Origin of the sequence: Bradyrhizobium sp. CW1, from assembly GCF_023100665.1 — a bacterium.
In the GTDB taxonomy this organism is placed as follows: domain Bacteria; phylum Pseudomonadota; class Alphaproteobacteria; order Rhizobiales; family Xanthobacteraceae; genus Bradyrhizobium; species Bradyrhizobium canariense_D.
This window is the reverse complement of the sequence record NZ_CP064684.1, coordinates 2864527-2885657: the sequence shown is the minus strand read 5'-3', so window position 1 is coordinate 2885657 and position 21131 is coordinate 2864527. Positions and strand designations below refer to the sequence as shown.

The following is a 21131-nucleotide window of genomic DNA, read 5'->3' as shown; positions in this document are numbered from 1 at the left end:
GACTAGCTCTCTTATTTCCGCCTCAACTTTGCCGTTGAAGACGCGGGCCATGATCCCTTTATTCCATCGCCGTTTCCTCGCCGGTGCCCTGCTGCTCGCCGGGCTCCTCACCGCCTTGCCGCCGGAGCGGGCGGCCGCGCAGGACGCGGGCGCCATGCAGATCAGCTGGGAGGTACGCAACCGCTTCCGGCTGTTCCGCGAAGAGCGCGACTTCCTGCTCCATGTCGAGAACGCGCGTAACCGCAGCATCCTCGCCGCCGAGCAATCGCTGGAGCTCCAGAGCGAGGGCCGCGGCTGGGCCCGCAACATGGTCAACCGGCTCTGCATCGACCTCCAAGGCCGGGTCAACCAGCCCTGCACCCGCGACAACACGAAGGAAAACTACCTCACCCCCATCGACCATCCCGTCACCGTGCGCCTCGCCGGCGCGGTGCCGGTCGGCGCCACCTGCGCCTGGTCGTTCGACGACGGCGACGGGCCGCAACAATCCACCTTCGACTGCGCCGAGCCGATCAATCTGCGGGTCCGCTACGGCAAACAGACGGTCGCGAGCGTCGATGTGTCCTCCGGCTCCGATCCGACCCAGCGGGTCCAGACCGAGATCCAGGTCCGGGACATCTTTGTCGCTGGCCTCGGAGACAGCATCGCCTCGGGCGAAGGCAATCCGGACCGGCCGCTGGCGCTGTCGGACGAAGGTTTTTGCTTCCGGTCCTATCTCGGCACCGCCGGCGCGCAGTATTACCGGCCGAGCCGCGCCGGCTTCAAGGGCGGCCGCGCCTGCGAAGCGCCGGATACGCTTGCCAACTGGCAGCGCTACAGCGCCCTCTGGTTCAACTCGCCTTGCCACCGATCGCTCTACAGCTACCAGGCCCGCACCGCGCTGGCGCTTGCGGTACGCTACACCCACGTCGCGGTGACCTTTCTGCCGCTCGCCTGCACCGGCGCCAGCATCAGCGACGGGCTGCTCGGCTCGCAACGCGCCCGCGAATGCCCGCCCGGCAAGACCGGCGTTTGCAACATCAGCGTGAACGCGCAGGTCGCCGAGCTGCGCGAGGCGCTGACCGCCGCCAGGAAACGCCAGCCCGAGCGCACGCTCGACCTCGTGCTGCTCTCGGTCGGCGCGAACGACGTCTATTTCTCCGGCCTCGTCGCCGACGTGATCGTCGAGACCGCAACCGAGCGCGCGATATTCCGCCGCTCCGGCGTCATGGCGAGCGTCGATGATTCCCGCGATGCGCTGGCGCGCGAACTGCCGCAGAATTTCGTCAAGCTGCGCGAGGCGCTGAAGCCGCTGGTCGGCGGCGACCTCTCGCATGTGGTCTACGTCTCCTATGCCAACCCGGCGCTCGCCGATGGCGGCGTGCCCTGCCGCGGCGGCCGCGCCGGCTTCGACATTCATCCGTCCTTCAACGCCGATCCGCAGCGCCTCGCCCGCGTCTCGACCTTCGTCGACACTGAATTCCTGCCGCAACTCAAGGGGCTCGCCACCTGCACCCGTGGCGCGCTGTGCCGCGATCCCGAGGCCGACCGCATGACCTTCGTGGATTCGCATCAGGCGGCGTTCGCCGATCACGGCTTCTGCGCGCATTCGGGCAACGATCCCGAATTCGACCGCACCTGCTTTGCCGAGAACGGCCAGAGCTTCAATCCTGACATCGTGAGCGCGGCGAGCCAGCCGATGCTGTGCGGCCGCGGCGCCTCCGAATTCCGCGCCTATCTGCCGCGCGCGCGTTGGATCCGCGACGCCAACGACAGCTATTTCGCTGCAATGACCTATCCGCAAGGCTTGCCGGCGGCGAGCCAGCCCACCGACATCCACGACGCGACCTGGGGCGTGCTCTCCGCCGTCTATGGCGGCGCCGTGCATCCGAGCGCCGAAGGCCACGCCGCGATGGCGGACGCGGCACTGCCGGCCGCAAGCGCCGTGCTGGGACTGGATGCGGCACCGCCGGGCGTGACACGCGGGCTGCTCGCGCCGCTGCTGCCGGGCGCGCGGCAGTAGACGCGCGCAGCCTCTACCCGCACACTGTCACCGCCCGCACAGGCGGGCGATCCAGTACTCCGTGACAGGCGTGATTGAATCGAGACGTCGCGGCGTACTGGATTCCCCGCCTTCGCGGGGAATGACAACGGCGTGCGTGGTGCGATCGGGTTCGCCATCACCTCAGTCGTTCCTCCCACCTGCCGTTCCATCAATCCAAAAGCAGCATCGATCGATACTGCCTTGAACTTGGACACTTTGCCGCGCGCACCTCTAGGAGTCGCAGTGGGGAAACGTTTCGAGTTCTAAGGAGGCGCGCAATGAGCGCAGTGATGTCCGCAGCGGATGTGAGAAGGTCTCGCGTCAGGCTGTTCATCGTGACCATGTTGTTCCTGGTCACGACCGTCAATTATGCCGACCGCGCCACGCTGTCGATCGCGGGCCCCGCGCTCTCCAAGGAGCTGCATCTCGATCCCGTCGCGATGGGCTACATCTTCTCGGCGTTCGGATGGTCCTATGTGATCGCGCAGGTGCCGGGCGGCTGGCTGCTCGACCGCTACGGCTCCCGCGTCGTCTATGCCTTCAGCATCATCGTCTGGTCGCTGTTCACGACGATGCAGGGCTGGGTCGGCTTCTTCAGCGCCGGCACCGCGATCACCGTGCTGTTCGGCCTGCGCTTCCTTGTCGGCATCGCCGAAGCGCCCTCATTCCCCGCCAATGCTCGCATCGTCGCGGCCTGGTTTCCGAGCAACGAGCGAGGGACCGCGTCCGCGTTCTTCAATTCAGGGCAGTATTTCGCAACCGTCATCTTCGCGCCGCTGATGGGCTGGATCGCGCACGACTACGGCTGGCGCTATGTGTTCTTCGTGATGGGCGCGCTCGGAATCGTCATGGGCCTGGTCTGGATCAAGACCGTCTACGGGCCGAAAGAGCACCCCGGTGTCAACGAGGCCGAATTCGATTACATCAAGGCAGGTGGTGCGCTGGTCGACCTCGACGCTCCCAAGGAAGAGCGCGCGCCCGAGGCCGGCTCCGGATGGGACCATATCCGCCAGCTGCTCTCCAACCGCATGATGCTCGGCGTCTATCTCGGCCAGTACTGCATCAACACGCTGACTTATTTCTTCCTGACCTGGTTCCCGGTCTACCTCGTCAAGGAGCGCGGCCTGTCGATACTGCAAGCCGGCTTCGTCGCGACCTTGCCGGCGCTGTGCGGCTTCATCGGCGGCGTGCTCGGCGGCGTCATCTCCGACGCGATCCTGCGCAAGACCGGCTCGTTGACGATGGCGCGCAAGATCCCGATCGTCGGCGGCATGCTGCTGTCGATGTCGATCATCGCCTGCAACTATGTCGACGGCCAGGCGCTGGTGGTCGGCTTCATGGCGCTCGCCTTCTTCGGCAAGGGCATCGGCGCGCTCGGCTGGGCTGTCGTCTCCGACACCTCGCCGAAGGAAGCCGGCGGCGTCTCGGGCGGCCTGTTCAACACCTTCGGCAATCTCTCCTCGATCAGCACCCCGATCGTGATCGGCTACATCCTGGCCGCGACCGGCTCCTTCAACGGTGCGCTGATATTCGTCGGCGCCAATGCGCTGGTGGCCGCATTCGCCTATCTCGTGGTTGTCGGCAAGATCCAGCGCGTGGTGCTCAAACGTTCCTCCTGAGGGCTCCCCATGGGGCTTGACCAGGCAACTTAACGGCGGCTTCACGGCCGCCGTCTTTGTTTTGGGAGTAATCGATGCTAGAAGCGCCGGGGAAACGCCTTATCCATCTAAGGCATGTATCGATGTTCGACCTCAACCAGCTCCGCTGTTTCGTCACGGTAGCGGAGGAATTGCATTTCGGCCGCGCCGCAGCGCGGCTGAACATGACCCAGCCGCCGCTGTCCCGGCAGATCCAGGTGCTCGAGCACATCATCGATGCGCCGCTGCTGGAGCGTACCAGCCGCTCGGTGCGCCTGACGCCTGCCGGGCGCAGCTTCCTGCCGGAAGCGCGGCGCATCCTGAAGCTTGCTGAAAGCGCCTCGCAGGTCGCCCGCCGTATCGCGCTCGGCAAGTCCGGCTCGCTGAAGATCGGCTTCACCGCAGCCGCAGCCTACGGCTTCCTCCCGGAGCTCGTCGCCGCCTGCCGCGCCAAGCTGCCCGAGGTGGACTTCTCGCTGAAGGAGATGGTGTCGGGCGACCAGTTCGAGGCGTTGACCTCGGGCCAGATCGATGCCGGCCTGCTCAGGCCGCCGATCGCGCGCCCCGAAATCGCCAGCCGCCGCGTCGTCGCCGAGCCCCTGCTCGCCGCGATCCCGAAAAAGCATCCGCTGGCGAATGCCGAGAGCGTCACGATCAAGGATTTCGACAACCAGCCCTTCGTGATGTATTCGCCCTATGAGAGCCGCTACTTTCACGACGTGCTGGTGGCGCTGTTCACCCGCGCCGACATCCTGCCGCGCTATGTGCAGCACCTGAGTCAGATCCACTCCATCCTCGCCATGGTGCGCGCCGGCCTCGGGCTCGCCATCGTGCCGGCGGCGGCCGCGAGCCTGAAGATCGCGGACGTCCGCCTGCGGCCGCTGAAGCTGCGCACCCGCGTCCCGGTCGAGCTGTTCATGGTCTGGCGACGCGATGACGAGAATCCGCTGCTGTCGGCGCTCGTCAAAATCGCGAGCGAATTGTCCTCGGCGGAGGCGATGGAAGATTGATGCTGATTTCGCATTGGTCGATATAGGCTTTGGCTTGGACCCGCATCGAACGGTCTCCTAAACCAGGTCGCATGGACGCGCAGCCTTTGCGTCCTCCACAACACGAGACCAGGGAGCAGCGCCCATGAGCAAGATGACCCCGCAGGAAATGGCCCAGAAGATCGGATCCGGCCTCCTGTCCTTCCCCGTCACGCCGTTCAAGGCGGATTACTCCTTCGACGAGGCGACCTACCGCGCCAACATGGACTGGCTGTGCGGCTATGACGTCGCAGGCCTGTTTGCCGCAGGCGGCACCGGCGAGTTCTTCTCGCTGACGGCGGCCGAGGTTCCGCAGGTCGTCAAGATCGCCGTGGACGAGACCAAGGGCCGCGTGCCCGTCCTCGCCGGCACCGGCTACGGCACCGCCACCGCGCGCGAGATCGCGATCGGCGCGGAGAAGGCCGGCGCCGACGGCTTGTTGCTGCTGCCGCCCTATCTCACCCATGCCGAGCAGGACGGCCTTGCTGCCCACGTGGAAGCGATCTGCGCCTCCGTGAAGATCGGCGTCATCGTCTACAACCGCGACAACGCCATCCTCCAGCCCGATACGCTCGCCCGCCTCGCCGAACGCTGCCCGAACCTCGTCGGCTACAAGGACGGCATCGGCGACATCGAGCTGATGACCCGCGTCTACACCAAGCTCGGCGACCGCCTGACCTATATCGGCGGCCTGCCGACCGCTGAGACCTTCGCACTGCCCTACCTCGACATGGGCGTGACCACCTACTCCTCGGCGGTATTCAACTTCGTTCCGGAATTCGCCACCAATTTCTACGCCGCCGTGCGCAAGCGCGACCACGCGACGATCCACGCCGGCCTGAAGGACTTCATCCTGCCCCTCATCGCGATCCGCAACCGCAAGAAGGGCTATGCGGTCTCGATCATCAAGGCCGGCATGAAGGTGATCGGCCGCGATTCCGGCCCGGTCCGCCCGCCGCTGACCGACCTCACCGAGCAGGAGATCGCGGAAGTCACGGCGCTGGTGAAGAATCTGCCCGCCATCCGATCGTCACAACAGGCTGCAGAATAACAACAACACAGGGAGGAGCCTGCGATGGTCAAGACCGAGATCACTGGCGCACCGGTCGTCACCGCGATGCAGGTGATCCCGGTCGCAGGCCGTGACAGCATGCTCCTCAATTTGAGCGGCGCGCATGCGCCGTTCTTCACCCGCAACATCGTCATCCTCACCGACAATGCCGGTCACACCGGCGTCGGCGAGGTGCCTGGCGGGCAGAAGATCTGGCAGACACTGCAGGACGCCCGTGATCTCGTGATCGGCAAGACCGTCGGCGCGATGAACAACATCCTCGCCGATATCAGGACCGCCTTCGCCGATCGCGATGCCGGCGGCCGCGGCAAGCAGACTTTTGATCTCCGCGTTATGATCCACGCCGTCACGGCCTTGGAGTCCGCGCTGCTCGATTTGCTCAGCCAGCATCTCAACCTGCCGGTCGCAGCCCTGCTCGGCGAGGGCCAGCAGCGCACCAGCGTCGAGACGCTGGGCTATCTCTTCTTCGTCGGCGACGGCCGCAAATCCAAGCTCGACTATGTCGGCGGCGAGACCGGCAAGGCGGAATGGTTCAACCTCCGCCATCAGGAGGCGATGACGCCGGAGACCGTGGTGCGGCTCGCGGAAGCCACCCACGACCATTACGGCTTCGCCGATTTCAAGCTCAAGGGCGGCGTGCTGCGCGGCGAGCAGGAGATCGAGGCCGTCACCGCGATCGCCAAGCGCTTTCCGAATGCGCGCGTGACTCTGGATCCGAACGGCGCATGGTCGCTCGACGAGGCCATCAGCCTCTGCAAGGACATGCACGGCATCCTCGCCTATGCCGAGGACCCCTGCGGCGCCGAAGGCGGCTTCTCCGGCCGTGAGATCATGGCCGAGTTCCGCCGCGCAACGGGCCTGCCCACCGCGACCAACATGATCGCGACCGATTGGCGGCAATTGTCCCATGCGCTGCGCCTCGGCGCGGTGGACATTCCGCTGGCCGATCCCCATTTCTGGACCATGCAAGGCTCGGTGCGCGTGGCCCAGACCTGCCGCGACAACGGCCTGACCTGGGGTTCGCACTCCAACAACCATTTCGACATCTCGCTCGCCATGTTCACCCATGTCGGCGCCGCCGCCCCCGGCAAGGTCACCGCGATCGACACACACTGGATCTGGCAGGACGGTCAGGCCCTGACGAAGGAGCCGCTCCAGATCAAGGCCGGCAAGATCGCGGTGCCGGATAGGCCGGGCCTGGGTATCGAAATCGACAGGGCCGCCATCGACGCCGCGCATGACCTCTACAAGCAGCATGGACTCGGCGCCCGCGATGACGCTATTGCCATGCAGGACCTGATCCCCGGCTGGACCTTCGACGACAAGCGTCCTTGCCTGGTTCGTTAAAAAGTGGAGGAAGCTATGACTGCGATCCTGAAGAACTTCATCGGCGGCGAATGGGTCGATGGCTCCGCCGTCACCAAGAACATCAACCCCTCCAACACCAACGACGTCGTCGGCGAATACGCCAAGGCCGACAAGGCCCAGACCGAGAAGGCGATCGCAGCCGCCAAGGCCGCCTTCCCCGCTTGGGCGCAGTCGACACCCCAGGCGCGTTATGACGCGCTGAACAAGATCTCTCTCGAAATCATCGCCCGTAAGGAAGATCTCGGCCGCCTGCTCGCCCGCGAGGAAGGCAAGACGCTGCCGGAAGGAATTGGCGAGGTCGCGCGCGCCGGCCAGATCTTCGCATTCTTCGCCGGCGAGGCGCTGCGCATGATCGGCGAGAAGGGCGCTTCCGTGCGTCCCGGCATCGACGTCGAGCTCACCCGTGAGCCGATGGGCGTCGTCGGCATGATCACGCCCTGGAATTTCCCGATCGCGATCCCCGCCTGGAAGATCGCCCCCGCGCTCTGCTATGGCAACACGGTGGTGTTCAAGCCTGCCGAACTGGTGCCGGGCTCGGCGCATGCGCTGTCCGAGATCATCACCCGCTCCGGCATCCCGGCCGGCGTGTTCAACCTCGTTGTCGGCTCGGGCTCCGTGGTCGGCCAGACCCTGATCGAGCATCCCGACGTCGCCGCGATCACCTTCACCGGCTCGGTGCAGACGGGGCGCAAGATCGCGCAGGCTTGCGTGACCTCGAGCAACATGAAGAAATTCCAGCTCGAGATGGGCGGCAAGAACCCGCTGGTCGTGCTCGACGACGCCGATCTCAAGACCGCCGTCGAAGTCGCCGTCAACGGCGCCTATTTCTCCACCGGCCAGCGCTGCACGGCGTCCTCACGCCTGATCGTCACCGAAGGTATTCACGACCGTTTCGTTGCGGCGGTGACCGAGCGCCTGAAAGGCCTCACGGTGGACGACGCGCTCAAGGCCGGCGTGCATATCGGCCCGGTGGTCGACCAGAGCCAGCTCGACCAGGACCTGCGCTACATCAAGATCGGCCAGGACGAGGGTGCCAAGCTCGCCTGGGGCGGCGAGTTGCTCAAGCGCGAAACGCCCGGCCACTACCTCCAGCCGGCGCTGTTCACCGAGGCCAACAACAACATGCGCATTTCGCGCGAGGAGGTCTTCGGCCCGGTCGCCGCCGTCATTCGCGCCAAGAACTACGAGGAGGCGCTCGCGATCTCCAACGACACCGAGTTCGGCCTCGCCTCCGGCATCTGCACCAGCAGCCTGAAATACGCCTCGCACTACAAGCGCAACAGCGAGTCCGGCATGGTGATGGTCAATCTGCCGACGGCCGGCGTCGACTATCACGTGCCGTTCGGTGGCCGGAAGGGTTCGAGCTACGGCGCCCGCGAACAGGGCTCCTATGCCCGCGAGTTCTACACGACGGTGAAGACCGCCTATACCTATCCCGGCTAACCACGGGCAAGATATCGTAGGGTGGGCAAAGCGAAGCGCGCCCACCGCTTACGTTCGGCACGAAGCATGGTGGGCACGGCGCTTTGCGCCTTTGCCCACCCTACGACTTGAGTTTCCGAGGTAAAGCAGATGGACCAGTCAGTCGCAGCGAAAGAGCAGCCTCGCTACATCAAGCTCAACGAGCGCGACAACGTCGCGATCGTTGTCAATGATTTCGGGCTTCCCGCCGGCTCCCGCTTCGCCAGCGGGCTGACGCTGCGCGCCTTCGTGCCGCAGGGACACAAGACGGCGCTGGTCGACATCCCGCAGGACGCCCCGATCATCCGCTATGGCGAGGTAATCGGCCATGCGCTCGCGCCGATCCTGGCCGGCGAATGGGTGGACGAAGCGCGCATCCGTATGCCGGAGGCCCCTGCCCTCGACAAGCTGGAAATCTCCACCGCCGTTCCCGCGCCGCTGCCGCCGCTCGAAGGTTTCACGTTCGAAGGCTTTCGCAATTCCGACGGCTCGGTCGGCACCAAGAACATCCTCGGCATCTCCTCCTCGGTGCAATGCGTCAAGGGCACGATGGAATATGCGGTGAAGCGCATCCGCGCCGAGCTGCTGCCGAAATATCCGAATGTCGACGACGTCGTGCCGCTGACGCATGCCTATGGCTGTGGCGTCGCCATCAACGCGCCTGATGCCGTGATTCCGATCCGCACGCTGCAAAACATCGCACAGAACCCGAATTTCGGCGGCGAGATACTGGTCATCAGCCTCGGCTGCGAGAAGCTTGCGCCCGAGCGTCTGGTGCCGGAAGGCGTCAGCAATGCCATCGTGCGCATGCAGGATGAAGCCTTCGACGGCTTTGGCGCCATCGTCGAGGCAATCATGACCCAGGCAGAGGCCCGCCTCAAGATCCTCAACAAGCGCACCCGCGAGACCTGCCCGGCCGCCGATCTCGTCATCGGCCTGCAATGCGGGGGCAGCGACGCGTTCTCCGGCGTCACCGCGAACCCTGCGGTCGGCTTCGCCGCCGACCTGCTGGTGCGCGCCGGCGCCACCGTGATGTTCTCGGAAGTCACCGAAGTGCGCGACGCGATCCAGTTGCTCACGCGGCGCGCCATCAACGAGGACGTCGGCCGCGCGCTGGTCCGCGAGATGGCCTGGTACGATTCCTATCTGGCCCGTGGCGGCGCGGACCGCAGCGCCAACACCACGCCCGGCAACAAGAAGGGCGGCCTCGCCAACATCGTCGAGAAGTCGCTCGGCTCGATCGTCAAGTCCGGATCAAGCGCGATCACCGGCGTCCTCTCGCCCGGCGAGAAGGCGACGCAGAAGGGCATGCTGTTTGCGGCAACGCCGGCGTCCGACTTCATCTGCGGCACGCTCCAGCTCGCCTCCGGCATGACCTTGCAGGTGTTCACCACGGGCCGCGGCACGCCTTACGGCCTTGCGGCTGCGCCCGTGATCAAGGTTTCGACCCGCAGCGAGCTGGCGCGACGCTGGAAGGACCTGATCGATTTCGATGCGGGAGGCATCGCCACCGGCGGGAAGACCATCGAGGAAACCGGCTGGGACCTGTTCCGCCTGATCCTCGACGTCGCCAGCGGCCGCACGAAACCCTGGTCGGATCGCTGGGGCATCCACAACGATTTGACGCTGTTCAATCCGGCGCCAGTGACCTGAGCGCCGCGCGCGGACGCTGCCTCGCCGCGTGGATGCATTGGTGCCGTTTCGGCACGCAGGGCACCGACGCGTCACCGCGCGACCACTTCCGCTAAACCGCCCGGAAACATTGGCGCGGAAAACTTCCTTCGCGCTTCGTCGCTCGACATCACGCAATCAAATAGATCAGCGACCGCGATCTAATGTTCGCACACAGGCGAACCTGTTGCGGCATCACCGCGACCTAACCTCCGATTGGCACTTCTCACGGAGATTTTCCAATGCGCGTTCTTTCGATGGTTGCCGTTGCCGCAGCGATGATTGCCAACTCGTCAGGCGCGTTCGCCGGCGAGCTTCCCTCTTACGAAGTGACGTCGTTTCCGATCTCGGCGACGCAAGTCCAGGTGCTCGGCGGCCCAGGCATCGAGGAGCAGTCGACTGCGCCCGCGATGATCGTCGCCGGCATGCCCGCCTCGCCCGCGCAGATGTCGGTGCTGTCGCCACGCGTGAAGCGGCTTGCGAGCGTCAGCGCGAACAACGAGGCGCGCTAAGCCTTGACGCCATTCCGGGTTCGACGCTGCGCGTCGCCCGGGATGACGTTTCACTCTACGTCATGCTGCCCGGCATGAAGCAGCGCACCCGCGGATGGCCGTCGATATAGTGCTTCCACACCATGGTGCGGCCGATCTTGTTCGGCTCGGTTATGACGGCGCCGTCGGGCACGACCACCCATTCGCCCTCGAGATGCACGCGATAACGGCCCTTGTCGGATTCCCAGTCGACGTCGGCGACCATATAGCCGTCGGCATCCGAGCAGCATTGGCCGTATTCGCTGTGCAGGCTCTCGAACCAGGGTTTTAATGGCGAGTTGGCGTAGCGCCCGTCGTCGCGCGCCATCATCGGGACCGTCAGCAGCACCGTCAGGACCAGCAGCATGGCGGCACACGATATTGCACGTCTCATGTCGTCTCCGCGGATCGAGATCATCGCCGCGGGGCGATAGCTGCCGTCCGCCTTCCGCGACTCGGCGAAGGCGTCAAGGACGGCGACTCATCCCCCAACAGCTTTGCGGATAGCTATGCAAATCCGGCGCCACCGCGCATTCCGGGGAACTACTGGCGCGCGTCCGGCACGCATTGGTCATTCGACGGGTATGACCGCTGCTCGCGCGCCAAGTTCTCCGCTGTCTCGGCCGGCCGCATGCGCGATTGCGCACGGGGTCCACGGACACCGCGCAAGAACACCGAGAGGCTGCGGCGTACTGGAGTCCCGCCTTCGCGGGCAATGACGGCGGTGTGTGGAGCTACGGAAGTTCAGGCGGCACAGCGCGTGACGTAGACCCTACTGCTTCGGCACCGGCGCCATCATCGCGCCGCCCTTCTTCGCCGCGGGCACGGGCACGGGCTTGGTCGCGGCGGTTGCTTGCGCCGGGAGATATTTGGCGACGATGGCGGGATCGACCTGCGCGATGTTGGCGTCGGGAAGACGCGTCCAGGTCTCGTCCTTGCCGAACAGGGAGATGCCGAGGAAACCCCGCATCGTCAGCGTCTGCCCATCCGGGCTGACCGTCATCTTGGCCTTCCAGATGTTGCCGTCGCGAGGATTGACCACGTTGCCGCCGTCATACTTCAGGCCGTCGCGCTTCATGTCGCGGATGAAGGAGAGCCCAAGCACCGGCGCGTTCTTGCGATCGTCCGTGCATTTCGCGCAGACCTCGTTCGGGTCGTCGCCGGGCCGCGGGAAGGTTTTTGCGATAACTCCTTCGAACACACCGTTGTGGTCGATGAAGAGAAACCATCCCACCGTCTTGCCGTCTTCGACCTTCTGCCAGAGGCCTGCGGCGGTCGGCTGCTGCACTTGCGCCACAACCGGGCTCACCGCACCGAGCGTCATCGCGAGCGCGAGGAGTGAGAACAGCCGAAAGCTGGAAAAGAGAGTCCGCATTATCATCACCTTGCGAGCCAATCGCCTTGCTAAGCCGCCAACTGCAATGACCGCAGACTACGGCGATTTCGCGAACTGTTCCAGCACCAGAAACATGGGGCATCGCCCGCCGCCATCAGTTGACGCCGAGCTTCTTTTGCAGGCTGGAGGACGACGTCGTGTACTGGAACACGAGCCGCTTCTCCGGATAGACGTAGCGATGGGCTTTTTGCGACATCAGCGCGCCCTCGTGGAAGCCGCACAGGATCAGCTTGATCTTGCCGGGATAGGTGTTGATGTCGCCGATCGCGAAGATGCCTGGCACGTTGGTCTCGAACGCGGATGTCTCGACCGGCACCAGATTGTTCTCAAGCGCGATGCCCCAGTTCGCGACCGGACCGAGCTTCATGGTCAGCCCGAAGAACGGCAGCATGGTGTCGCAGGTGATTTCGTTCACGCTGTTGTCGTTGCCCTTCACGGTGGCGCCGCTCAGCTTGCCCTCGCTGCCTGACAGCGCGGTGACCTGGCCGAGGCGCAGATCCATCTTGCCGGCAGCGACCAGCGCGCGCATCTGCTCGACGCTGTGGGGGGCGGCGCGAAAATCGTCGCGACGGTGCAAGAGCGTGATGCGCTTGGCGATCGGATGCAGATTGAGCGTCCAGTCGAGCGCGGAATCGCCGCCGCCCACGATCAGCACGTTCTTGTCGCGGAACGTCTCCATCTTGCGCACGGCGTAGTGCACCGAGCTTCCTTCATAGGCTTCGATCCCCGGCACCGGTGGACGCTTGGGCTGGAACGAGCCGCCGCCGGCAGCGATCACCAGCACCTTGCATTCGAACACCTTGCCGGCGTCCGTGGTGCAGCGGAACAGCGGATCGCCGATTTTCTCGACGGTCTCGATCATCTCGCCGAGATGGAAGGTCGGATGGAACGGCTTGATCTGCTCCATCAGCGCGTCGGTGAGGCCCTGCCCCGAAACCTGCGGAATGCCGGGAATGTCGTAGATCGGCTTTTCCGGATAGAGTTCTGCGCACTGGCCGCCGACCTTGTCGAGGATGTCGACGAAATGCGTCTTCATGTCGAGAAGGCCCAGCTCGAAGGCGGCGAACAGACCGCAGGGGCCGGCACCAATAATCAGCACATCGGTTTTGATCTCGTCGCTCATGTCGTCTCTTTATCGGTCGTCGGTGGGACGGCGCCCTTCGGGCCGAGGTGACCCTGCCTGTCTAGCCAACGGGGATGGATCAGGGAAGGCATAAAAGCGGGAGCGCCCCGCGGCCGCGCCCACTTGCCGGGTCAGGATAACTGGGCTGTAACCAGCAACGATATGACGGAGATCAATCGGTGAACGCACCAAGTCGCCTCGATACGACGCCGCGCCTGGAGGACTACCCTTTTCGGCTCAGCGACAATGTCCGCTTCGGCGATCTCGACCCTAACCAGCACGTCAACAACGCGGTCTACGCCACCTATTTCGAGACCGGCCGTGTCACGCTGATGAAGCTCCCGGAATACGGCCTGACGCCGCCCGGACTTGCCTGGATCATGGTGCGGCTCGACATCCATTTTCGCGCGGAGCTGCATTGGCCGAACACGATCGAGCTCGGTCTCGGCGTCGTGAAGCTGGGACGAACGTCGGTAACGTTCGAGCAGGTGGTGTTTTCGGAAGGGAAGTGCATTGCATCGGCGACATCGGTCGCCGTGATGATCGACGAAGCGTCGCGCCGGCCGACGCCACTGATCGCGGAAGTGCTTGAGAAGCTCAGCCCCTGGCACAAGCGCGGCATCCAGGTCGCGCCGCCGAGCACATGATAGCTAAGAGAGTTAGGCCTGCCGTTCCGGCGTCGCCACCACCAGACCGTCGAGCTCGTCGGAGACCTTGATCTGGCAGGACAGGCGCGAGTTCGGGCGCACGTCGAAGCCGAAGTCGAGCATGTCCTCTTCCATCGGCGTCGGGCTGCCGACCTTCTCGCGCCACGCTTCGTCGACATAGACATGGCAGGTGGCGCAGGCGCAGGCGCCGCCGCATTCGGCCTCGATGCCGGGAATGCTGTTGCGGATGGCGGCTTCCATCACAGTCGCGCCGTTCTCGACGTCCACCGTACGGGTTTCGCCCTTGTGATCGACAAAGTGGATTTTGGCCATGTGTGCTCGTGCTGCCGCGATCTAGGGAATGAAGGAGGGTCCGGGCTGTCCTATAACGGGTCGGTCAGCCCGGCGCCATAGCGTTTTGATGAAGTCGCGAATACCTCTTCGCGGGAAGAAAACCCGTCAAAACAAAAGACTAGACTACAGGTCTGGTGTTATCGCCTAAGGGTTGAGGATCGCCTCGATGGCGGCGCGCGCCTCGGTCACCGCCTCTTTCAGCGCGGCGAAGGCGTGAGGCCGGCCCTGCCCGGTCTCGATCGCGGTCTCCAGGCTGGCTGCGGCGTCCGCCACCGCAAAGGCGCCGATCCCGCGCGCCGATCCCTTGAGCTTGTGGGCGAGCGCGCCGGCCTCGGCCGGGAGCGCTGCCATCGCCGCGATCAGGCGCACCGCCTGCTCGGCAAACATCGCCAGCACTTCCTGTTTCAGCTCGGAATCGCCGAGCGTCATGCGGGAGAGATGATCGAGGTCGAGCGGGCTGTCGATGGGTGCAAGCGGGGGCGAGGGCATCCAGTCCATCCGTTGCAGTTCAGGTATCATGGCGCAGGCCCCGGCATCGCGCGATGTCCGCCGGTCCGGCGGTCAAGTTCCCTCCACCCAAGCACGGAAATGGTTAACGAAATGTTCCGGCCGTTTTGCGCAAATCTGCCTGTTTATTGACGAAAAGTTGCCGCAATCCGGCGAGTCCGGTGGAGAATTCCATTTATTGCTAAGGCCTTACGGCACGATCCTGTTAACGATGATTAAGAATGTCTTAATCGCGGGCATTTCATTCGCGACGCTCTGCCAATAGGATGTTGGAGAAATTGGCGGACAAGCCGTCCGGGTGGGGATGGCTCGGAGATCCGCGTAAGCGGCATGATCCGGACTGTGGGCTTGCGTAGCGCGCAGAGCTCGCGGGGGGACGCGTACAAGTAACGAGGGCTCGGACTGAACATGGCAAACACTCCGAAAAAGGTCAAAGACCCCACAGAAGATGCGCTTTCTGCAATCCAGGAAGCCCTGAACATCAGCGACACGGCCGCGGACACAAGCCGCAACGCCTCGATGCGCAGCGAAGCGTCGCCCCCGGTCGCGCCACCGGCTCCCCCGATGTTCGACGAACCGAGCTTCGACGCGCGCCCCGCCGCGAACGAACGCGCGGTGTTCGACCAGATCGAGGAGCCGCGCTCCTCGCGCCGCGCCGCCAATGACGACCGTGCGACCATCGGCCAGCTCTTGCAGACGTTGCAGACGGGACGCCCGACCCGCAACATCTACACCGGCGCGACAATCTTCACCGTCATCTGGCTGGCCGCCTGCGCCGCGCTGACGGTCGGCTTCCTGCCTTCGATCCAGGCGGCGATGGGCCAGAGCGGCGGCGTGTTGGCCATTGCCGGCCTCGTCACGATGTTCTTCGCGCCAATCATGCTGTTCTTCTTCCTGGCGAGCCTCGTCTGGCGCGGCCAACAAATGAGCTCGGTCGCGCAGGCTATGGCCCAGGTTGCGATCCGCTTCTCCGAGCCGGAAGGCTCGGCTTCGGATTCCATGGTGACCGTCGGCCAGGCCATCCGCCGCGAGGTTGCGGCGATGGGCGACGGCATCGAGCGCGCCATCGCGCGCGCCGGCGAACTCGAGACGCTGGTCGCCAACGAGGTCGCGGCGCTTGAGCGCGCCTATTCCGACAACGAAGTGCGCATCCGCGCCCTGCTCCAGGACATCGCGCATCAGCGCGACAATCTGGTCGGCCAGGCCGAGCAGGTCCGCAGCGCCATCTCCGGCGTGCAGATCGATTTGCGCCATGACATCGCCCTGATCTCGGACGCGATCGCCTCGCGCGTCGACGAGGTCGCCAAGTCCATCACCGGCGCACTCGAAGAGCGCGGCGCCCACATCACCGGTGCGCTCAGCAACGCCGGCGACAACATGATCCTCGCGCTCGGCGAGCGCGGCGGCGACCTGCTCGACCGCCTCGAGGAGGCCAGCAACGAGACCACCCGCGCCGTGCTCGACGCCAGCGAGCGGCTGACCACCAGCCTCAATTTCAAGACCGGCCACGTTCACGACGAGTTCGTCGACCTCGCCAACCGCGTCCACGAGATGTTGAACGAGCGCATCGACCGCATCACGGGCGAGTTCGAGCAGCGCTCCGCCGCGATCGTCGACGGCATCTCCGAGCGCACCGAGCAGGTGCACGACAGCCTGAAGAATTCTTCGGACTCGCTGCTGCTCGAGCTCGAGCTGCGCTCCAACGACCTCTCCGCCAAGATCGACGACGCCGGCAACCGCCTCGCCGGCCAGATCATGACCTCCGGCGACAAGGCGAGCGAAGCGCTCGACGCCACCGTCAACACGCTGGTCGCCAAGGTCGTCAGCCAGACCGAGACCGCGCACGACTCGCTGTCGCTCCAGATGAGCGCCTTCGACGAGCTGGTGAAGAACCAGGGCACCGAGCTGGTCGAGAAGTTCGCCCGCGACTCCGGCACGCTGGGCGCGCTGATCACCCGCCACATCTCCGAGTTCGACCGCACCGTGAAGACCTTCGGCGGCGAGATCGTCGATCGGATGGGCCAGCGCACGCAGGACATCCATGAATCGCTGAAGACCTATGTCGATAATTTCGACACTCGCTTCACCGCCAATGGCGGCGCGATCACCGCCGTGCTCGACCAGCGCCTGGTGCAGTTCGAGACCACGATCGGCGAACGTGTCAGCAACCTCGATGCCTCGCTGAACGGCAAGATCTCGAGCCTCGACTCCACGATCGACGGTCACATCAAGACCTTCGACGAGCAGCTCGTCGGCCGCGTCGCCGCGCTCGAACAGTCGTTCGATACCCGTGCGAAGTCGGTTACCGAGACCATCGACGGACGGCTCAACACCCTCGCCTCGTCGCTGACCGACGGCGCCGCGCAGGCGATCCAGTCGATCGACTCCCGCCTCACCCACCTCACGACGTCGCTGACCGACGGCGCGTCTCAGGCTGTCGAGACCATCGACAACCGCCTCAACCACCTCGCGACCTCGCTGACCGATGGCGCGTCGCAGACCATCCAGACGATCGACACGCGCCTCACGCATCTGACGACCACCCTCACCGGCGGCGCGTCGCAGGCGCTCGAATCCATCGACACGCGCCTCACCTACCTGACCAGCGCGGTGACGAACGGCGCCTCGCAGGCCGTGCAGTCGATCGATTCCCGCCTCACCCTGCTGACCTCGACACTCACGGACGGCACCGCGCAGGCGATCGAGGCGGTCGATCGACGCATCACCGGCGTCGCCGAGATCATCGATGGCCGCAGCATGCACCTGACCGACACGGTCACGGCGCGCTTCCAGGACATCCAGCAGGCCATCGAGACCAAGGTCGGTGCGGTCGCCAGCGACATCGACGTGCGCGTGGCGCAGTTCGAGGACCTGCTCGGCTCGCGCGTCGAGGCCGTCGCCGGCCGCATCGAGAGCAGCGGACGCCAGGCCAGCGACGACATGATGTCCCGCGCCGAGATGATCTCGACCGCGATTCGCTCGCATGTCGAGGACGCCGAGCGCTCGCTCACCAACCTCGTGGTCAACACCAGCGAGACCATCCAGACCGGTGCGCGCACCGCGCAGCAGTCGCTGATGACGGTCTCCTCCGACGTCAACGCCCAGCTCAAGATGACCTCCGCCGAGGTCGAGCGTGCGCTGACCGCCGTCGGCACCGGTGCCGCGAACTCGATCCTGACCAGCGCCCGCGAAGCCCAGTCGACCCTGGTCGCCGCGTCGGGCGATGCCTCCAACCAGATCAAGGGGCTCGCGGCCGACGTCGAACGCACGCTGTCGTCGGCAGGCTCGGCGACCGCCGCCTCGATCCTGGCCGGTGCCCGCGAGGTGCAGACCACGCTCGTGACGGCGTCCTCGGATGCGGCCAACCACGTCAAGTCTCTCACCGCCGACGTCGAACGCACGCTGTCGTCGGCAGGCTCGGCGACCGCCGCCTCGATCCTGGCCGGTGCCCGCGAGGTACAGACCACGCTCGTCACGGCGTCCTCGGACGCCGCCAACCACGTCAAGACCCTCACCGCCGACGTGCAGCGCTCGCTGTCGATGGCCGGCACCACCACGGCGGAATCGATCACCGCCGGCGCCCGCGATGCGCAGAGCGCGCTGATCGCGGCCTCGAGCGAGACCGCCAACCAGATCAAGGCGCTGTCCTCGGACGTGCAGCGCTCGCTCTCGATGGCGGGCACCGCGACGGCAGAGACCATCATGACCGGCGCCCGCGAAGCCCAGAGCACGCTCGTCAACGCGTCCTCGGATGCGGCGAGCCAGGTCAAGTCTCTCGCCGCCGAAGTGCATCGCTCGCTCTCGCAGGTCGGCCAGTCGACCGCCGAGACGATCACGACCAGCGCCCGCGATGCCCAGAGCACCCTGCTGGCGGTCTCCGCCGAACAGACCGGCCAGGTTCGTTCGCTGGCGGCCGAGATGCAGCGCGCGCTGGCGACCGCCGGCGGCGCCACCATCGAGGCGCTCACCAGCGGCGTACGCGAGGCCCAGGGCACGCTGATCTCTGCCTCGACGGACGCTGCGAGCCAGATCAAGTCGCTGACCACGGACATCGAGCGCACGCTGACCTCGGTCGGCGCCGACACCGCCTCGACCATCCTCAACAGCGCGCGTGAGGCGCAGACCTCGCTGACCTCGACCTCGGCGGATGCCGCAAGCCAGATCCGCACGATCTCGAGCGAGATCGAGCGTACGCTGAGCACCGCCACCGCGAACGCGACCAACGACATCCAGACCAGCGCGCTCAACGCCCAGAACGCGTTGATCAACGCCTCCAACGAGGCGAGCTCGCGGGTCAAGTCGAGCTCGGCGGACGTCGAGCGCTCGGTGCTCGCCGCCAGCAGCAGCTTCGGCCAGGCCATGACCGGCAAGACTGACGAGATCGTCACCTACGTGCAGCAGCAGTCCGATCGCCTCGCCAACATGATCGACGCCAAGCGCGGCTCGCTCGTCGACGCGATCGGCTCGAAGACCAGCCAGCTCACGCTCGACATCGACCGCGTCACATCCGACGCGCTGAAGTCGATCGAGACGCGCGGACATGCGTTCTCGCAGACCATGATGGGCAACGGCTCCGAGGTGGCGCGAACCATCAACTCGGCGAGCGAGATGGCGACCGGTGCCGTCAACAAGTCGCTCAAGGACCTCGAGCAGGCCTCGCGCGCGGCGATCGACCAGTCGCGCCAGGTCTCGATCGCGGCCGTCACCGAGATGCAGGAGACCAGCAAGATCCTGCGCACCGACACGGTCGCCCTGTTCGAGCGACTGCGCGAAGGCAACATCCTGCTCCAGGAGGTGCTGACCGGTGCGCACGACAACCTCAACTCGCTCGAGCGGGCGCTGGTGACGCGCGTCGCCGACTTCGTCTCGGCGATGAACGACGTCACCTCGCGCAACGGCGCTGCGACGCAGAACCTGGAAGACCAGCTCAACGTCTTCAACAGCAAGACCACGCGGGCGCTCCAGGATCTGGGCGAGCTGTCGACCCAGTTCGACGCGCACGGCAAGGCACTGGTCGAGGCCGCGCAGGTCGTCGAGCAGAGCAACAAGAACACCACCGCCTCGCTCGCCGAACGCAAGGAGGCGCTGGAATCGCTCGTCACCACGATCGACCTGCGCACGGCCGATCTCGACCAGCGCCTGTCTCGCTTCACCGGCCTGCTCGATGAATCGCTGGCGGCCGCCGAAGAGCGTGCCCGCGACATCGCCCGCGTCGTCGCGGAGACCGCCGGCGCCGGTTCCGCCGCGATCACCCGCCAGTTCGAAGCGGTGCGGTCGGCCTCAGAAGAGGAGCATCGGCAGACCGTCGAGGCCATGCACGACATCTACCGCCAGACCACCGACGAGGCGGATGCGATGTTCAAGCAGTCGACCGAGAAGTTCACCAACCTCGTCTCCAGCATGAAGCAGATGGCGTTCGAGATGCACAACGAGCTCGAAGCCACCCGCAACGAGCTGCGCCGCGGCGTGCTCGAGATGCCGCAGGAGGCCGCCGAGAGCACTGCGCAGATGCGCAAGGTGATCGTCGACCAGATCGAGGCCCTCGCCGAGCTCAACCGCATCGTGGCCCAGCACGGCCGCGGTCTCGACGTCTCCACGACGGGCCGCGCCAGCGTACAGCGGCAGGAAGAGCCGATGCTGGCGGCCGTCGGCGCGCGCAGCACCGAGACGCGCATGCGCGAGAGCGCCAGCGCCTCGACGCTGCCGCCGCCGGACCTCGGCATGCCGGCATCCTCGCGCCGCACCGAAGCGCCGCCGGTGGCGCCGGCCGGCAACGACCAGGGCCGCGACGGCTGGCTGTCCGACCTGCTGAGCCGCACGGACGCCAACCAGGGTGCGCCCACCGGACGTGAGCCCCAGCGCGGCCGCCAGGCTGCACCGGCTCCGCAGCCGCAGGCTCCGCAAGGTGGCGGCAATCCGCTGGAATCCTTGTCGCTCGACATCGGCCGGCTGATGGACCGCAACCTCGCGTCCGAGATGTGGGACCGCTACCAGCGCGGCGAGAACAAGGCCTTCACCAAGCGCCTCTACACGCCCGCCGGCCAGAAGGCCTTTGACGAGGTCGCCCGCAAGTATCGCTCCGACCGCAACTTCAAGGCCACGGTCGACCGCTATGTCGCCGAGTTCGAACGCCTGCTCGACGAAGTCGCCCGCGACGGACGCGGCCCGCAGGAGCTGCGCAACCACCTGACCTCGGAGACGGGCCTGGTGTACACGCTACTCGCGCACGCAGCGGGCCGGCTGGGATAAGCGGTTCGCAGCGATAGCGAAGAGCGAATGAAAAACGGAGCCCCCGCGGGCTCCGTTTTGTTTTG

Annotated in this window: 16 protein-coding genes; 11 read left to right on the top strand and 5 right to left on the bottom strand. The window is 65.7% G+C overall.

Annotated features, from left to right (window positions below; genetic code table 11):
* Window positions 1–49 precede the first annotated feature (49 nt).
* The 8 genes from IVB54_RS13925 to IVB54_RS13890 all read left to right on the top strand — a co-directional run bounded on the left by IVB54_RS13925 (window position 50) and on the right by IVB54_RS13890 (window position 10772).
* A complete protein-coding gene (locus IVB54_RS13925) occupies window positions 50–2002 on the top strand; it encodes a hypothetical protein (RefSeq protein ID WP_247398560.1) in 1953 nt (650 codons plus the stop codon).
* A 299-nt stretch (window positions 2003–2301) separates the two neighbouring features.
* Complete coding sequence (locus IVB54_RS13920) at window positions 2302–3642, top strand: MFS transporter (protein ID WP_247455109.1); 1341 nt, start codon at window positions 2302–2304, stop codon at window positions 3640–3642.
* Between the two features lie 122 nt (window positions 3643–3764).
* Entirely contained in the window at window positions 3765–4670 is a 906-nt protein-coding gene (locus tag IVB54_RS13915; RefSeq protein ID WP_018457543.1) for a LysR substrate-binding domain-containing protein, read from the top strand.
* 124 nt (window positions 4671–4794) lie between these two features.
* Window positions 4795–5739 carry a 5-dehydro-4-deoxyglucarate dehydratase gene (gene kdgD, locus IVB54_RS13910; protein ID WP_007602056.1) on the top strand — a complete coding sequence of 315 codons (945 nt, stop codon included), beginning with the start codon at window positions 4795–4797 and terminating at the stop codon, window positions 5737–5739.
* A gap of 24 nt (window positions 5740–5763) precedes the next feature.
* Window positions 5764–7107 carry a glucarate dehydratase gene (gene gudD / locus IVB54_RS13905; protein ID WP_247455110.1) on the top strand — a complete coding sequence of 448 codons (1344 nt, stop codon included), beginning with the start codon at window positions 5764–5766 and terminating at the stop codon, window positions 7105–7107.
* A gap of 15 nt (window positions 7108–7122) precedes the next feature.
* Window positions 7123–8571, top strand: a complete 1449-nt coding sequence (locus IVB54_RS13900) for an aldehyde dehydrogenase family protein (protein ID WP_018457541.1) — start codon at window positions 7123–7125, stop codon at window positions 8569–8571.
* Window positions 8572–8700: 129 nt separating this feature from the next.
* Complete coding sequence (gene garD, locus IVB54_RS13895) at window positions 8701–10242, top strand: galactarate dehydratase (protein WP_247398549.1); 1542 nt, start codon at window positions 8701–8703, stop codon at window positions 10240–10242.
* Between the two features lie 260 nt (window positions 10243–10502).
* Window positions 10503–10772, top strand: coding sequence for a hypothetical protein (locus IVB54_RS13890; RefSeq protein WP_018457539.1), 270 nt, complete (start codon window positions 10503–10505; stop codon window positions 10770–10772).
* 55 nt (window positions 10773–10827) lie between these two features.
* Here IVB54_RS13890 and IVB54_RS13885 read toward each other — a convergent pair whose 3' ends face one another.
* The 3 genes from IVB54_RS13885 to IVB54_RS13875 form a co-directional block, all read right to left on the bottom strand.
* Window positions 10828–11184, bottom strand: coding sequence for a hypothetical protein (locus tag IVB54_RS13885; RefSeq protein WP_247455111.1), 357 nt, complete (start codon window positions 11182–11184; stop codon window positions 10828–10830).
* A 378-nt stretch (window positions 11185–11562) separates the two neighbouring features.
* Window positions 11563–12165, bottom strand: a complete 603-nt coding sequence (locus tag IVB54_RS13880) for a DUF2147 domain-containing protein (RefSeq protein ID WP_204511761.1) — start codon at window positions 12163–12165, stop codon at window positions 11563–11565.
* Between the two features lie 115 nt (window positions 12166–12280).
* Window positions 12281–13309: an NAD(P)/FAD-dependent oxidoreductase gene (locus tag IVB54_RS13875; protein WP_247455112.1), complete on the bottom strand. Its 1029-nt coding sequence runs from the start codon at window positions 13307–13309 to the stop codon at window positions 12281–12283.
* Window positions 13310–13488: 179 nt separating this feature from the next.
* Between IVB54_RS13875 and IVB54_RS13870 the strand changes: the two genes are divergently transcribed.
* A complete protein-coding gene (locus IVB54_RS13870) occupies window positions 13489–13956 on the top strand; it encodes a thioesterase family protein (RefSeq protein ID WP_085357942.1) in 468 nt (155 codons plus the stop codon).
* 12 nt (window positions 13957–13968) lie between these two features.
* Here IVB54_RS13870 and IVB54_RS13865 read toward each other — a convergent pair whose 3' ends face one another.
* Window positions 13969–14289, bottom strand: a complete 321-nt coding sequence (locus IVB54_RS13865) for a 2Fe-2S iron-sulfur cluster-binding protein (RefSeq protein ID WP_045008721.1) — start codon at window positions 14287–14289, stop codon at window positions 13969–13971.
* A gap of 165 nt (window positions 14290–14454) precedes the next feature.
* The gene (locus IVB54_RS13860) at window positions 14455–14799 is read right to left on the bottom strand and encodes an Hpt domain-containing protein (protein ID WP_247777291.1); all 345 of its coding nucleotides are present in this window, start codon (window positions 14797–14799) and stop codon (window positions 14455–14457) included.
* 28 nt (window positions 14800–14827) lie between these two features.
* Between IVB54_RS13860 and IVB54_RS13855 the strand changes: the two genes are divergently transcribed.
* Together IVB54_RS13855 and IVB54_RS13850 are read left to right on the top strand one after the other, a co-directional pair.
* Complete coding sequence (locus tag IVB54_RS13855) at window positions 14828–15082, top strand: hypothetical protein (RefSeq protein ID WP_247566452.1); 255 nt, start codon at window positions 14828–14830, stop codon at window positions 15080–15082.
* Between the two features lie 143 nt (window positions 15083–15225).
* Window positions 15226–21066 carry a negative regulator of septation ring formation gene (locus IVB54_RS13850; RefSeq protein WP_247455113.1) on the top strand — a complete coding sequence of 1947 codons (5841 nt, stop codon included), beginning with the start codon at window positions 15226–15228 and terminating at the stop codon, window positions 21064–21066.
* Window positions 21067–21131 lie beyond the last annotated feature (65 nt).